This window comes from Bacteroidota bacterium (assembly GCA_016718825.1).
GTDB lineage: Bacteria > Bacteroidota > Bacteroidia > J057 > JADKCL01 > JADKCL01.
In genome coordinates this window covers 38,220-54,464 of sequence record JADKCL010000022.1, presented here as the reverse complement: position 1 = coordinate 54,464, position 16,245 = coordinate 38,220, and the positions used below count along the sequence as shown (strand labels likewise).

The window sequence follows — 16,245 nt, the reverse complement described above, 5'->3', positions numbered from 1 at the left end:
TTCTGGAAATTCGGATGGTCGGACATGGGTTCTCTTGGGGATTTTTTTTCGGTGTGAAGGTCGTTGAGGATAAAAATGCATGAAATATGGGCTTTTTTTGTCTTTTTTGGCTGGGTTTGCTTCAAATCAGGGCGACGTTGTGATCGGAAGAATTTTCGGCTGTAGTCAAAATTTTGCAAAAGGCGCTTCTCCGAATTTGGAATCTTCGGAAACATGAATTACTTTCACAGTTGCCTTGTAGATGGTAAGATTTTATAATTGATGTTTTGCTGCTTGCTTCCTTTGTTGATTGAATTCTATTGAGGATGTAGGTTTGGGAATTGAAGTTTTGTCGATCATCCACTGGCATATTGTTACATTCATTAAGTGTGTTCAGTTCAACAATTAATTTTAGACAGCATGAAAAGCACTTTGACACAATTGACAGGGCCAGGGACACCACGATGTCTTGGCAACAGAGTGAGGTCTTTCATGTGGGCCTTTGCTTTGCTGGTGATCGGCACCTCGGGAAGCCTTCAGGCCTCCCACTTTGCGGGCGCAGAATTTAAGATCGATTGGTTGTCGGGCGACACCTATCGCATCACGAAGAATGTCTACCGCGATTGCCGGGGCATTTCATTGGCATCCACGATGTCAACCACCTTGTTTCGCAACAACGTCAATGTTGGCGGACTGGGTCTTCCACGCATTTCTATCACCGATATCACACCGCTCTGCCCTGGACAGGTATCGTCTTGCCCAAGCGGCTCGACCTTCGGTTTGGAGGAGCACATCTATCGTGCCAATACCCCTGCGTTGGTCGCCAATTCGGATTATCGTATCCAGATTTCCAATAGTGCCCGCAACGGTGCCATTACGACCGGTGCAGCCAATCAGCTGATGTTTATCTATGCGAACTTCCGCACGGGTATCAACAACAGCTCGCCAAGGTTCCTGAACAGGCCTGTCGGTACATTCTGTGCCAATCAGCCTGCAACTTTCAGCCCCAACGGCTTTGATCCGGATGGCGATGCCATCCTTTATTCGTTGCAGACTTGTTATCAGGGATTCAATCAGTCGGTTACTTACAACCCTGGTTTCAACCCGGTCAATCCGCTTAACTCCAGCACACCTATCGTGCTCAACCCAAACACGGGTGCTTTGACTTTCACCCCTAGCGTGGCTGGTCAGGTTGCCATTATCTGTTTGCGCGCCGATGAATACCGCAACGGTACATTGATTGGCTCTATCGTACGTGACATGCAGATCAACATCCTCAACTGCAGCAATGCAGCACCGGTGATCGCCCCTGTTGCCAACGTGGTGGTAAACGTAGGTCAGAACTACTGCACACCAATCACTGCAACAGATATCAACAACAACAACATCACGCTTTCTGCTGTGAGTGGTATCATTCCTCCGGCAACATTTGTTGTAAACTCGACATCTCCAGGAAATGCAGCAGGTACCTTCTGCTTCACGCCAAACTTGAGCCACGTAGGCAATACCTACACGGTCACCATCAATGCGGTAGACAATGCCTGTCCATCACCTGCAACAGGCGTGATGACCTTCAATATCACTGTTCCGCTTCCATGTAACATGACGGCAACGGCTTCGGGCACGCCAACATCATGTGGTGGCAATACGGGTACCGCCACAGTCAACGTGACCAACGGTACTGCCCCGATTACCTACTCTTGGACTGGCCCAAGTGGTTATACTTCCTTCAATGCGTCCAATTCAGGTCTTGCAGCTGGCACATACAATGTGCTGGTTGTTGATGGCAACTCCTGTGTCGCCAATGCAACCGTGGTTGTTGGCTCCAACGGCAGCAGCTTGGTCGCATCTGGAACGACCACTCCTGCCAATTGCGGTCAGACCAACGGAACCTTGACTGTAAGTGTGACCGGTGGAACTGCACCTTATCTCTACAGTGTGGATGGTGGCGCGTTTGGCTCCTCTGCAACCTTCTCAGGTTTGGCTGTCGGAACGCACACGTTTGATGTTACCGATGCCAACGGCTGCCCTGCAACCGGAAGTGCATTGGTAGGTGAGGCCCGCGACTTGACACCTCCTGTGATTCATTGCCAAGCCAACATGAGCGTGGCTACCAACCCGGGTGCATGCTGTGGAACTGCAACCTTTGCAGCTGCCACTGCCACTGACAATTGTGGATCTGCTACCGTATCGCAAACAGGTGGTAGTGCAAGCGGTACCTGCTTGGCAGTTGGTTCTCACGTGGTAACCTTCACTGCAGCTGATGCCTATGGCAATACCTCTTCCTGCAGCTTTACGATTGTGGTTACGGACAATGAGGCGCCATCGATCACATGCCCTGCAAACGTCACGGTAAATTGTGTTGCTGATATTCCTGCATCCGACCTTGGCTCCGTATCAGTTGGTGACAACTGTGGCGGAATTGGGGTGACCGTAAGTGAAACCAGCACCGGATCCGGTTGCAACGGTTCTGCAATGGTCGTTTCCCGTACCTACACGGTCGAGGACCAATATCACAATTCATCCAGCTGCACACAGTTGTTGACTGCCGAGGCAACTCCGCTGGTTGCAACATGCAGTGGCACTGCGTTTGTCATTCCAGCATGGCAAGACTCATCTTGCACCACGATCAGCGCCAGCGCTGCCGGTGGTTGCGGACCTTACAGGTACACATGGTGCAATGGCGGTCAGTCCAGCAGCATCTCGGTTTGCCCGACAGCAAGCACCACTTATACCGTGACGGTTACCGATGCCCAAGGTTGTACTGCAACATGCAGCGTGACTGTTTGCGCCATTGATATCACATGCAGCGGCGGCACCAACAACGGCCAAGGCGGAACAGGTCAGGGCGGTAATGGTACAAGCAATAGCTTGAATGCTATGCAGCACATTGCCATCTGCCACTTTCCTCCTGGAAATGCCAACAATGGTATGACGAAGTGTTTGCCAATTCCTGCTGCAACCCAGCACTTCACCATCGGTCACGGTGGCGACTACTTGGGCGCTTGTGGTAGCTTGACATCCCGTAACTGTACTGCTACTACGGTTTGCGGTGCAAACAAAAATGGTGGTTCCGACATGGTTCAGGCCGGTGGCTCATCCATCAATGTAAATGTCTTCCCAAGTCCGACCTCTGGTCTTGTAAATGTTGACGTTGCCTGCTACAACTGCGGCGACGAAGGCAGCTACAGCTTGAAGGTGACCGACGTCTACGGCAAGCAACTCCTTGCAACGGATGTCAATGTTGCCATGGGAGCAGGAAAAGCCAAAATCGATTTGTCTCGTTTTGCAGCTGGCGTTTACATGATTGTCGTAGAGAACGGTGATCAGCGTATCGTCGAGCGCATTGTGAAGCAATAATCTTACCTTCTAATAGGTTGAAAGGGCCACTCTGTAAAGGGTGGCCCTTTTTGTTGTTTTTGCATGAATTCTTACTTTATATGTTTTCTTGACAAGTGCACTTTGAGGTCCTCTAGGTGCCTGATTTTGTGATAATTGACAGGTTTTGTGGCTTGGAATGGGTATTTGTCAGTGGTTGAATCGCGGAAAAATGAACAATCGCATTGCAAATCGTACTTGCTTTGTTTGCTGGAATAGTCTACTTTTAGGGCGTGTCTAGAGTTCTTTCTATCCGGAAAACTGTATTTGCTCGTCTTGTTCTTACATATTCTAGTACGTGAATGTGTGCAGATGGGCGATCACAGGGCAAAAGATAGCAGGAACATTGGTCGCATTAGTTTTCTGATTGTCAACTTCTTCAACTTTACTGAAACTTATAATGTTTGCAATGAAAAGTACACGATGTAAAACCTCAGATGCGCGAACATCGCGCAGTTTGAGGGGCAGAATGCGGGCCACCCTATGGGCGTTCGCGTTGCTGTTGATTGGAACTACCGGGGGCGTGCAAGCGTCCCACTATGCAGGAACAGATATCATCGTCGACTGGCTCGGCGGCGAAAACTACCGCTTCACCCAAAAGGTTTATCGTGACTGTGCCGGTATCACACTCGGCACAACCACTTTGGTGAACCTTACACCTGCCATTCCAGTGTCAGGCGTGACGCTGACCCGTTCGAGTTTGATCGACATCACACCGCTTTGCCCAGGCCAATTGAGCCGTTGTGCAAGTGCTTCAGGCGCATTTGGAATTGAGGAGCACATCTATATTGGTGTTGTTTCCAACCTCGCTCCCAATACCAACTACAGGGTAGATGCAAATCAACTTTGCTGCCGCAATGCAGCGATCACGACTGTGACCAACGCAGGTAGTCAGCAACTCTACATTTACTCCAACTTCCGCACGGGTATCCAAAATAGCAGCCCAAGGTTCTTGAACAGGCCATTTGGTGTGTTCTGCGCCAACCAGGCTGCAACTTTGAGCCCCAACGGTTTTGATCCGGATGGCGATGCAATCGTTTATTCGATTCAGTCTTGCTACGACTTGAACGCTTCTGACCCGGTCACTTATGCACCTGGATTCAGTGGTCTCAACCCATTGAACTCCAGCACTGGCGTTTCCATCAACCCCAACACTGGAACCTTGAGCTTTACCCCGACTGTGGTAAACCAAGTGGCTGTCATTTGCGTCAGGGCTGATGAATACCGGAATGGTGTTGTCATCGGCTCCGTTGTACGTGACATTCAGGTTCGTATCTTGAATTGCAGCAACGCTGCTCCGGTTGTTGCTCCGATTGCCAACGTCGTGGTTCCTGTGGGTCAGTTGTACTGCACTCCGGTTTCCGCAACCGATGCCAACAACAACATGATCACTTTGACCGCAACAAGCGGTATCATCCCCCCCGCAACATTTGTGGTCAACTCTAGTGTCGCAGGTTCTGCTACCGGCACATTCTGCTTTACGCCTACACTTGCAAATGCTGGTAACACATATTCTGTGACCATCAATGCGCAAGACAACGGCTGCCCATCTGTGGCAACCGGTACCTATACCTTTAACATCACAGTTCCGATTCCTTGCAACATGACTGCAACGGGATCTGGAACACCTGCAACTTGCGGAGCAAGCAACGGTTCCGCCACTGTGTCCGTGGCCAATGGCACGGCGCCGATCAGCTACTCTTGGACTGGCCCAAGCGGTTATTCTTCGTTCAGCCAGTCGATTTCAGGTTTGGCAGCTGGTACCTATAACGTGTTGGTCGTCGACGGCAATTCTTGCGTCGCCAATGCAACTGTCGTTGTAGGTACAAACGGAAGCTCATTGGTGACAACAGGCACCACCACACCTGCTTCATGCAGTCAGAACAACGGTACCCTCACTGTGAGTGTCACCGGTGGAGCAGCCCCTTACCAATACAGTGTTGATGGCGGTTCATTTGGCCCTTCGAATACATTCACCGGGTTGAGCCAAGGCATTCACACCTTCTCGGTATTGGATGCAAACGGTTGCCCAGCCAGTGGAAGCGCCACTGTTTTGCGTGCAGCTGACTTGACACCTCCTACCATCACCTGCCCAGCCAACATTACTGTTGGAAATGCAAGTGGTGTATGTGGCGCAACGGTCTCCTTCAATGGTGCCTCCGCAACGGATGATTGTGGTTCGGCCAGCGTGGTGCAAACCTCCGGTGGCGCAAGCGGATCCGTTTTCGGTATTGGAACTTCCACGGTAAGCTTTACAGCTGTTGACGGCTCTGGCAACACAGCCGCTTGCTCATTTACCGTTACGGTGAACGATACTGAAGCACCTTCCGTGGTTTGCCCTGCTAATATTTCGGTCAGCAATGATCCCGGTCAGTGCGGCGCAGCAGTGTCTTTTGCTGCAACTGGCGCTGACAATTGCCCAGGTGTATCTGTCGCCCAAACCGGTGGCGCTGCATCAGGTAGTCTTTTTCCAGTAGGATCCAGCACTGTATCTTTTGGTGCAACCGATGCCGCAGGTAACACTGCAGCTTGCTCCTTTACAGTGAATGTGACAGATGCTGAAGCTCCTTCGGTCACTTGTCCTGCGAATATCAACCTCGCCAATGACGCAGGTCTTTGCGCTGCAGTTGCATCGTTTACAGCAAGCGGATCTGACAATTGCCCAGGCGTAAGCGTAACCCAAATTGCTGGCGCAGCATCTGGCAGTGCCTTCGCAGTGGGAACGACTACGGTTACTTTCCGTGCCGTTGATGCTGCTGGCAACGCTGCCTCATGTAGCTTCACCGTGACTGTCACTGACACTGAGGCTCCAAATCTTAGCTGCGGCGATGCAGGCGGCTTGATTTCCCGTGCCAATGGCAGCAGAAGCTTGAATTCGGCCTCTTTTGCGAATGATGTCACACTGCCTACCGACAATGGTGTCTGCGGTGCGATGTATGAGTACGAAAACGGTGCCAATGACAATTGCGGCATTGTAACCGTTGCGCAGACTGCAGGTCTCTCTTCAGGAAGCACTTTCCCAGTTGGTGTGACCACCAATACTTTTGTGGCAACCGACGCATCCGGTAACACTACCTCTTGCTCATTTGTCGTCACCGTGTTGGATACGGAAACTCCTGTTGTGACTTGCCCTTCGAATATCACCGTGAGCAATGACCTCGGTCAGTGCAGCGCTGCTGTGGGTTATTCCGCAACAGCAAGCGACAATTGCCCTGGTGTAACGGTTGCCCTGAGCCCTGCTTCAGGAAGCGTGTTCGCAGTAGGTACCTCTTCTGTGACTGCAACTGCAACCGATGCCTCTGGCAACGCAGCGACTTGCAGCTTCACCGTGACAGTAAACGATACTGAGGCACCTTCGATCACTTGCTCGGCCAACTTGACTGTGAGCAACGACAACGGTGTTTGCGGCGCTGCCGTGAACTATGCTGTATCTTCTTCTGATAACTGTGCAGGCAGCTCTGTCGCTCAAGGCTCCGGCCTCGCCTCGGGTTCTGTCTTCCCTGTCGGTACCACCACCAACACATTCGTAGCTACTGACGCAGCTGGCAACACTGCTGCTTGCAGCTTCACTGTCACGGTAAATGATACCGAAGCTCCTGTGGTCACTTGCCCAGCCAACGTGAACGTGAGCAATGACAACGGTGTTTGCGGCGCTGCCGTCAGCTACGCTGTCTCTTCTTCTGACAACTGCGCAGGCAGCTCCGTCGCTCAAGGCTCCGGTCTTGCCTCGGGTTCTGTCTTCCCTGTCGGTACCACCACCAACGGCTTTGTCGCAACGGACGCAGCTGGCAACACTGCAGCTTGTAGCTTCACGGTGACGGTAAACGATACCGAAGCTCCTTCGATCACTTGCCCAGCCAACGTGACTGTAAGCAATGACAACGGTGTTTGCGGCGCTGCCGTCAGCTACGCTGTCTCTTCTTCTGACAACTGCGCAGGCAGCTCCGTCGCTCAAGGCTCCGGCCTCGCTTCGGGTTCTGTCTTCCCTGTCGGTACCACCACCAACGGCTTTGTCGCAACGGATGCAGCTGGCAACACTGCAGCTTGTAGCTTCACTGTGACGGTAAACGATACCGAAGCTCCTTCGATCACTTGCCCAGCCAACGTGAACGTGAGCAATGACAACGGTGTTTGCGGCGCTGCCGTCAGCTACGCCGTTTCTTCTTCTGACAACTGCGCAGGCAGCTCCGTCGCCCAAGGCGCCGGCCTCGCTTCCGGTTCTGTCTTCCCTGTCGGTACCACCACCAACAGCTTTGTCGCAACGGATGCATCTGGCAACACTGCAGCGGCTTCACGTGCAAACGAACCAAGCCCGTGCACTGCCCGCCAACGTGACGTAAGCAATGACAACGTGCGGCGCTGCCGTCAGCTACGCCTTCTCGACAACGCGCAGCACCCCCCTCCGCCCGCTCGCTGTGGAACAACTTCCAACGGCTTTGTCGCAACCGATGCAGCTGGCAATACTGCCGCTTGTAGCTTCACTGTGACGGTAAACGATACCGAAGCTCCATCGATCACTTGCCCAGCGAACGTAACTGTTTCTTGTGTTGCTGCAATTCCTGCTGCAAACACTGGTGCAGTTGGCGCTTCTGACAACTGTGGTGTTGCTGGCATCGTCCACGTAGGCGACGTTGCAACCGGTACTGGCTGTGCTGGAAATGCTCGCGTCGTGATTCGCACCTACCGTGCGACTGACATCTACGGCAATAGCGCTACCTGTACACAAACGTTGACTGCTGAGGCAACCCCGTGGTCGCTACTGCTAGCAACGATGTCATCGTGTTCCCAGCTTATGCTGACTCCACATGCGCTACGATCAGCGTCACCGGCGCTGGCGGATGTGCTCCTTACACTTATGCTTGGAGCAATGGTTCTACGGCTACAAGCCAGAGCGTTTGCCCAACGGTTTCTACCACGTACTACGTGACTGTCACCGATGCACAAGGCTGTACAGGTGTTGACAGCGTGCGTGTTTGCGCCATTGATATCACATGTGCAGGCGGTACCAACAATGGTCAGACCGGAAACGGTCAAGGTGGAAATGGTTCTACCAATGGCAACGGTATGGTTCACATCGCGATCTGCCACATCCCACCAGGAAACGTTGGCAACGCAATGGTGCATTGCATTCCTGTGCCAGCCGCAAGGCAGCACATCCAGCAGGTACACGGCGGCGATTATCTTGGAGCATGCAATGCTTTGAGCACACGTCCATGTACAACTGGAAACAACAAAATGGCTATGCAGCCTGCTGCTGCAGAGGTACTTGATACCAAAGTCTCAATGAACGTATTCCCTAACCCAACCAATGGTGACCTCAACGTTGAAGTTGCATGCAGCAACTGCGGCGACGAAGGCACCTACAAGGTGAAAGTGACCGACATCTACGGCAAGCAATTCTTTGCTACCGAGGTGAATGTTGCCATGGGCGAAGGCAAGATGAAGTTGAGCCTCTCTGACTATGCAGCTGGAGTTTACATGATCATCGTCGAAAATGGTGCCCAGCGCATCGTTGAGCGCGTTGTGAAGCAGTAAAACTTCCTTGGAATAAAACAGAAAAGCCACCGAAAGGTGGCTTTTCTGTTTTATTCCAATTGCGGCGTTTGGGTTTCAAATTACATCCGCCATTACCTGAACGAATACCAAAAGGGTATCGCTGCTCGACATTGCCGTTCTGAGGACTTTGGGTAAAAATTAAGTAAATTCTTACATTAAGTTTGGGCGAAAGGTTGGAAGTTTGGTCGCCAAAATCTACCTTAATGCCGTGAATTGGGCTAAAATGTGCCTAAAAATCGCGGAATTCGCCATGTTTCTTACGCATTGAATTCTGCGGTCTTGGAAGTTTTAGTAAGTCGCCAATTGTTCTTTATAGGCTTGAAATACAGCTCCTTCTGTAGATTTTTTCCCAACTGTCTAATTTATTATTGATCAACATGAATTGTACACTGTTAAAAGTCCAAAACACGCGAACATCGCGATGTCTTGGCAACAGGCTGAGGACCACGTTGTGGGCTTTTGCCTTGCTGATCCTCGGTAGTGCAGGGAGCTTGAGTGCTTCTCACTATGCCGGGAATGAAATTATCGTTGAATGGTTGAATGGTGAAAATTATCGAATCACTCAGCGAATCTATCGTGACTGTTCAGGTATTGCTTTAGGTACTACCACCATCGTCAACTTTGTGCCCAGCACTCCGGTTGCCAGTGCAACGTTGAATAGGGTCGGAAACCCTGTCGACATCACCCCGCTATGCCCTGGCCAAGTCAGCCCATGTCCAAACACGGGCGGAGCATTTGGCATCGAAGAACATATTTATTCGCTTATTGTGACCTTGCTCCCAACAGCTGCCTACCGCGTGCAATTGCAACCTTGTGCCCGCAATGCCGCGATTACAACAGGTGACCATCGAATTCAAGCGACTGTTCATCTACGCAATTTCCGTGCCGGGAATTCAAAACAGTTCTCCTCGCTTCTTGAATAGGCCGTTGGAACTTTTTCGTGCCAATCAACCGGCAACCTTGAGTCCAAACGGATTTGATCCAGATGGCGATGCAATTGTCTATTCTCTTCGGTCTTGTTAGTCGACTACGGGAACCAATGACCCCGTAGCTACGCGCCGGATTTTCGTGGAATCAATCCCTGACTTCCAGCACGGGGTCAATCTTAACCCCAACACGGGTGCTTTGCTCTTCACCCCTGCAGTTGTGGGCCAGGTTGCTGTGATTTGCGTGCGTGCTGACGAGTATCGGAACGGTGTTCCGCTACCGGAACTTTTTGCTTCACACCAACCCTGGCAAATGCTGGCAATACCTATTCGGTGACCATCAATGCCCAGGACAATGGTTGTCCAGCAGCTGCTACCGGCGTAATGACATTTAACATCACAGTTCCCATTCCTTGTAACATGACTGCGACTGGATCCGGTACACCCGCTTCTTGCGGTGCAAGCAATGGATCTGCCACGGTAAGCGTTCTCAATGGCACCGCTCCGATTACTTACTCTTGGACGGGTCCAAGCGGTTATACCTCCTTCAACCAGTCCAATTCGGGTTTGGCAGCGGGCACCTATAATGTGCTGGTGGTCGATGGTAATTCTTGTGTGGCCAATGCTACGGTTGTAGTTGGTACTGCCGGAAGCGCCGTGGTCGCCACGGGCGCCACCACTCCCGCCTCCTGCAATTTGAACAACGGCACCATGACGGTGACCGCGAATGGCGGCACTGCTCCCTATCAATACAGCGTAAATGGTGGCCCTTTTGGACCTTCCAATACCTTTACTGGTTTGGGACAGGGAATCCAAACATTCTCGGTGCAGGATGCCAACGGCTGTCCTGCCAGTGGTACGGCAACGGTTTTGCGTGCTTCCGACCTGACACCACCAACGATTGTTTGCCCAACCAATATCTCTGTTGGTAACGACAATGGCGTTTGTGGTGCGACAGTCACATTTAATGGTGCTTCGGCCACCGATGATTGTGGTTTGGTCTCTGTGGTGCAAACTTCTGGTGGCGCTAGCGGATCGGTTTTTGGAATCGGTTCGACGACCGTAGCCTATACTGCCGTTGACGGCTCTGGCAACACCGCCGCTTGCTCCTTCAGTGTAACAGTGAGCGATGTAGAAGCTCCTACTGTTGCTTGCCCAGGCAATATTGCTGTGAACAACGATGCTGGTCAATGCGGCAATGGCGCTTGTGGTGCAATGTATGAGTACGACAACGAGGCTACGGACAATTGCCCAGGAGTAACCGTGGCTCAGACTGCAGGTTTGCCTTCTGGCAGCACCTTCCCAACCGGTTCTACCACCAATACATTCGTGGCAACTGACGCTTCCGGCAATTCAACGGTTTGTTCCTTCATTGTGACGGTCGTCGATGCGCAAGCCCCAACGGTTACTTGCCCCGCCAACATCAGCGTGAACACTGACCCAGGTCTTTGCAGCGCAGTGGTGAGCTACAATGCAACGGCAACCGATAATTGCCCCGGCGTGACGGTGAGCATCAATCCTGCTTCCGGAAGTACATTCGCGACTGGAACGACGACGGTGAATGTGGTGGCCACTGACGCAGCTGGAAATTTGGCCAACTGTAGCTTTACGGTGACCGTGGTCGACAACCAATTGCCAGTGATCACATGCCCAGCAAGCCAGACGCTTTGCGCTGTGGCGGGTACCACTGCCGGTGTGGCAATATTTGGCAATGCAACGGCCTCAGACAACTGTCCAGGAGTCGCTGTTGTTCAGACTGCTGGCTTACCTTCGGGTTCATCCTTCCCTGTTGGAAACAACACTGTAACCTTTACGGCTACCGATGCTAGTGGAAATTCTGCCAACTGTTCCTTCACGGTAACGGTCAGTGCATTTCAAGGCAACAGCCAGGTATTTGCAGAGCGTATTGGCACTGTAACGGGCACGACTTTGATCGCCGCCCACGAAGGTGCAAATGGCTTTGACAATGACAGTTACACGATGAGTGGCACAGCAGATGTGCGCAACACTTTGCCTAGCACAGGTTATCCTGGAGCCTCTGGCGGTGCAAACGTATTCTTCACAGGTGCTGGACGCACATTCGAAATCTCAGGCGTCAATACCACAGGTTTCACGACCATGGGAATGGCATTTGGCGTTTTCAAAAGCACCACGACCTCCAATGGTTTGGATTTGCGCCTTGAGGTCAGCACCGATGGGATCACCTATACCACCCTTCCGCATACCCTTCTGCCTACGGGCACTGGAACGGCGGTTTGGTCTACGATGACGGCAGTGGGCTTCCCATCTGCAGCCAACTTGCGCATCCGCTTTACCAATTTGGGAACTACCCAATACCGCATCGACGATATGATCCTGGGTGGATTGACCAATGTCGCGACGATTACCAATGTTGGTAACACGAGCTTCTGCAGCGGTGGTTCGGTGACTTTGGTCGCAACACAAGCGGCAGGATATCTCTGGAGCACGGGCGAAACCACGCAAAGCATTACTGTGAATACTGCCGGAAACTACAGTGTCACCGTAACTTCTGCGAATGGCTGTTCCGCCATCGCAGGTCCAGTTGCTGTTTCGGTATTCCCGAATCCATCGGTTTCAGCAACGAGTGTCAATGCAACTTGCCCTGGCGTAGCCAATGGTAGCGCTACAGCTTTGGTTGTCGGTGGTACTCCAAATTACACCTACCTCTGGACACCTGGTGGACAGACGGGCGTGACTGCTTCCAACATTGGCGCTGGTACATATTCTGTGCAAGTCACCGATGCAAATGGTTGTACAGCAACCAGCAACACCGTGACAGTGACCGACAATGATATTGTCCCTCCAGTCGCAAATTGCCAGTCAGTAACCGTTCAATTGAATTCAGCTGGTCAAGGTTCTACGAATGCCGCTGCTGTCAACAATGGTTCAACTGACAACTGTGGCATTACTGGCATTGCCCTCAACAACAGCAACTTCAGTTGCGCAAATGTTGGTTCCAGCAATACCGTAATCCTGACAGTCACTGATGTTGGTGGCAACACTTCAACCTGTTCTGCGACTGTAACCGTTCAGGATGTCGTGGCACCCGTTGCGCTTTGCCAGAACGTAACCGTTCAATTGGACAATTCTGGGAATGCAACCATCACTGCGAGTGCGATCAACAATGGCTCGAGTGATGCCTGCGGCATTGCAAGCACGACCTTGAACAATGGATCGTTCTCTTGCGCAAATGTCAATGGCACCCCAGCTTCAAGTCTGTTCATCTCCGAATACACTGAAGGAAGCAGCAACAACAAGTGCATTGAAATCTTCAACGGTACAGGTGCTGCGGTGAATCTCTCGGGATATAGCCTACGTTACTACTTCAATGGCAGCACTTCTGCAACCACCATCATTAACTTGACGGGTACGGTAGCAAATGGTGATGTTTATGTTGTTTGCGATGACAATGCAGCAGTCGGCATGTTGGCACAGGCTGATGTGACCAGTACTTCTAACTTCTTTAATGGAGATGATGCAATTGAGCTTCGCAATGGTACGACCGCGGTCGATATCATTGGTCGTATCGGCCAAGATCCAGGTACAGAATGGACTGGCGGCGGCTTGGGCACAATGGATCGTACATTGGTTCGCAATTCGGCAGTGAATTCAGGAAATACCAGCAATGCAGTTGGATTCCCAAGTTTGGCCTCCGAATGGACCGGACTTGCCACCGATGATTTCAGCAACCTGGGAAGCCACAATTTCTCCGGAGCCAACAATGTCGTCTTGACCGTCACCGACGTCAATGGCAACAGCAGCACTTGCTCCGCATCTGTGACCGTCCAAGACAATGTTGCGCCAAGCATCACTTGCCCTGCCAACATCACAGTAAGCAACGACGCAGGTCTTTGCAGCGCTGTGGTGAGCTACACTGCAACCGGTGCAGACAATTGCAGCGCCACGGTTGGTTACAGCATCGCTCCAGGATCTGTATTTGCACAAGGCAGCACGACTGTGACTGCTACCGCAACCGATCCATCCGGCAATGCTGTCAGCTGTGCCTTCACTGTTACTGTGAACGATACGGAAGCTCCTGTCGTCACCTGCCCAGCTAACATCAGCGTGAGCAACGATGCGGGTAACTGTTCTGCAGTGGTGACCTTCGCCGCAACTGCCTCGGACAACTGCGGTATCGCCTCGATCGTCGAAGCCGCTGCCAGTGGCAGCACATTTGCTGTCGGCACCACTACGGTGGTTGCAACGGCAACCGACATCCACGGCAACACTGCTGCATGTAGCTTCACCGTGACGGTGAATGACACCGAGGCTCCTGTCGCAAATTGCCAGGCTGTGACGGTTCAACTTGACGCCAATGGCGCAGGTAGCATCACAACGGCCGACGTGAACAACGGCAGCAGCGACAATTGCGGCATTGCCAGCCTTTCACTCGACAACAGCAGCTTCGGTTGCGCCAATGTCGGAAACGTCAACACGGTGGTGTTGACCGTAACGGATATCCATGGCAACAGCAGCAATTGCTCTGCTACGGTAACCGTGGTCGACAACGTCGCGCCTTTGGCAGTTTGCCAAAGCATCACGGTCAATGCACCTAACAGCGGATCGGTTTCGATCACTGCCTCGCAAATCGATGGCGGTAGCAGCGACGCCTGCGGTATCGCGAGCCTTTCTGTGAATCCGAATTCATTCTCTTGCAGCAACCAAGGTCCGAACACGGTAACCTTGACTGTTACCGACGTGAATGGCAACGTGAGCAGCTGCACCGCAACGGTGACTGTTACTTCGCCTGCAATTACCGTGAGCTTGAGCAGCCCGGTAAACGGTTGCGGCTTCAATGTGTCTTCTTGCTGTGCGACCGGTAACGGCGGTTCAGGCAGCGGATCCGGTAGCGGCTCCGGTAGCGGCCACGATGATGGTAGCAATGGTAGCAATGGCAGCGATAATGGTCATGACGGTTCTGGCAGCGGCTCCGGCTCTGGCAGCGGTCATGGCAACAATGGCAGCCACAGCACTTGCCGCCACAACGGCAACATCTGCAACAATGGTGGCCATGGCAACCAAGGCAGCGATCGCGGTCATGATGGATCCGGCAGCGGTAACCTTGGCAGCGGTCATGGTCATGGCGGCTCCGGCAGCGGTGGCTCTGGCAGCGGTGGCTCTGGCAGCGGTGGCAACATTCAGTGTGGTCAAGACGGTACTATCAACTTGGTCGCAACGGGTGGTTGTGGCAACTTGTCGTATCTCTGGAGCAATGGATCGACCGCGGTCAACCAAACTGGTTTGACTCCTGGTCTGTACGTCGTTACGGTGACCGACAACAATGGCAATACCAGCACAGCCAGCATTGTGCTGACCCAAGCTGCATTGCTCACTGCAACGGTTACGACTCAAAATGTAACTTGCTTCGGTGCCAACAACGGTACTGCAACTGCCAACGGTGTAGGTGGCTGCGCCCCTTACACATATCGTTGGAGCAACAACGCCACGACCCAGACCATCAGCGGCTTGCGTCCTGGATCTTACAGCGTGACAATTACCGACGGCTACGGTTGCACAGCAACTGCCTCTGGCGTTGTGACGCAACCAACACGTTTGATTGCTGACGCTGGCGCACACCAAGTGGTTTATCCAGCCTACGGTCCACAAGCTTGCGCTACCCTTACCGGTACCGTTTCGGGTGGAACTGCAGCCTACAACACACGTTGGACAACACGCAGCGGTCAAGTGCTTGCCACTGGCAACACTTACAGTGCCTGCCCAACCGTGACGACGGTGTATTTCTTCCGTGTGACCGATGCCAACGGCTGCTCAGCAGTAGATAGCGTTGCCGTCTGCCCACGCAGCATCTCTTGCGGAAACAACCGCATCCAGATTTGCCACAACGTGCCAGGCCGCAATGCCTGCTCGCAGACACAATGCGTCCCTGCATCACAAGTGGCCAGCCACCTTGGCCATGGCGACGTGTTGGGAGCATGTGGATCACGCTTCAACTGTACCTTCCCACGTAGCAACCATGGTAATGGCGGCAGTGGTAGCGATGACAAGACGGCAAGCCACTCTGGCGCATCTTCCGATGATCAGATGGTAAGCTTGAGCCTTCGTGCATTCCCCAACCCAACAAACGGTGCGCTTACCGTTGAATTGGCTTGCCAGGCTTGCTCCGAAGACATGAACTATGCAGTAAAGGTGAGCGACATCTACGGTCAGCTGTTGGCCGAAGTGGAAGTCACCGTGTCTGCAGGCGAGGCAACTGCCAAGCTTGACCTCTCACAATTCGCATCAGGCGTGTACTTGATTTCCGTCACAAACGGTGATCAGCGCTTGGTTGAGCGTGTTGTGAAGCAGTAATCCCGCAACACAAATTGAATGCCAAAGGCCACCGCAAGGTGGCCTTTGTGCATTTTGGAGGTGCATGATGAGCGTC

5 protein-coding genes are annotated in these 16,245 nt (G+C 52.5%); all 5 read left to right on the top strand.

Going from position 1 to position 16,245, the window contains the following annotated elements; translation table 11 throughout:
- The first annotated feature begins 399 nt into the window (after positions 1–399).
- The 5 genes from IPN95_20465 to IPN95_20445 all read left to right on the top strand — a co-directional run bounded on the left by IPN95_20465 (position 400) and on the right by IPN95_20445 (position 16,169).
- Complete coding sequence (locus IPN95_20465) at positions 400–3,339, top strand: HYR domain-containing protein (protein ID MBK9451742.1); 2,940 nt, start codon at positions 400–402, stop codon at positions 3,337–3,339.
- A gap of 487 nt (positions 3,340–3,826) precedes the next feature.
- Positions 3,827–8,284, top strand: coding sequence for an HYR domain-containing protein (locus tag IPN95_20460; GenBank protein MBK9451741.1), 4,458 nt, complete (start codon positions 3,827–3,829; stop codon positions 8,282–8,284).
- On the top strand, positions 8,281–8,892 hold the full coding sequence (locus IPN95_20455) for a T9SS type A sorting domain-containing protein (protein MBK9451740.1): 612 nt from the start codon (positions 8,281–8,283) through the stop codon (positions 8,890–8,892). The genes IPN95_20460 and IPN95_20455 overlap by 4 nt, the downstream gene beginning before the upstream one ends.
- Before the next feature lie 485 nt (positions 8,893–9,377).
- Positions 9,378–9,836 (top strand): hypothetical protein, encoded by a 459-nt coding sequence (locus IPN95_20450; protein ID MBK9451739.1) that lies wholly within the window; start codon positions 9,378–9,380, stop codon positions 9,834–9,836.
- 336 nt (positions 9,837–10,172) lie between these two features.
- A complete protein-coding gene (locus IPN95_20445) occupies positions 10,173–16,169 on the top strand; it encodes an HYR domain-containing protein (protein ID MBK9451738.1) in 5,997 nt (1,998 codons plus the stop codon).
- Positions 16,170–16,245: the final 76 nt, after the last annotated feature.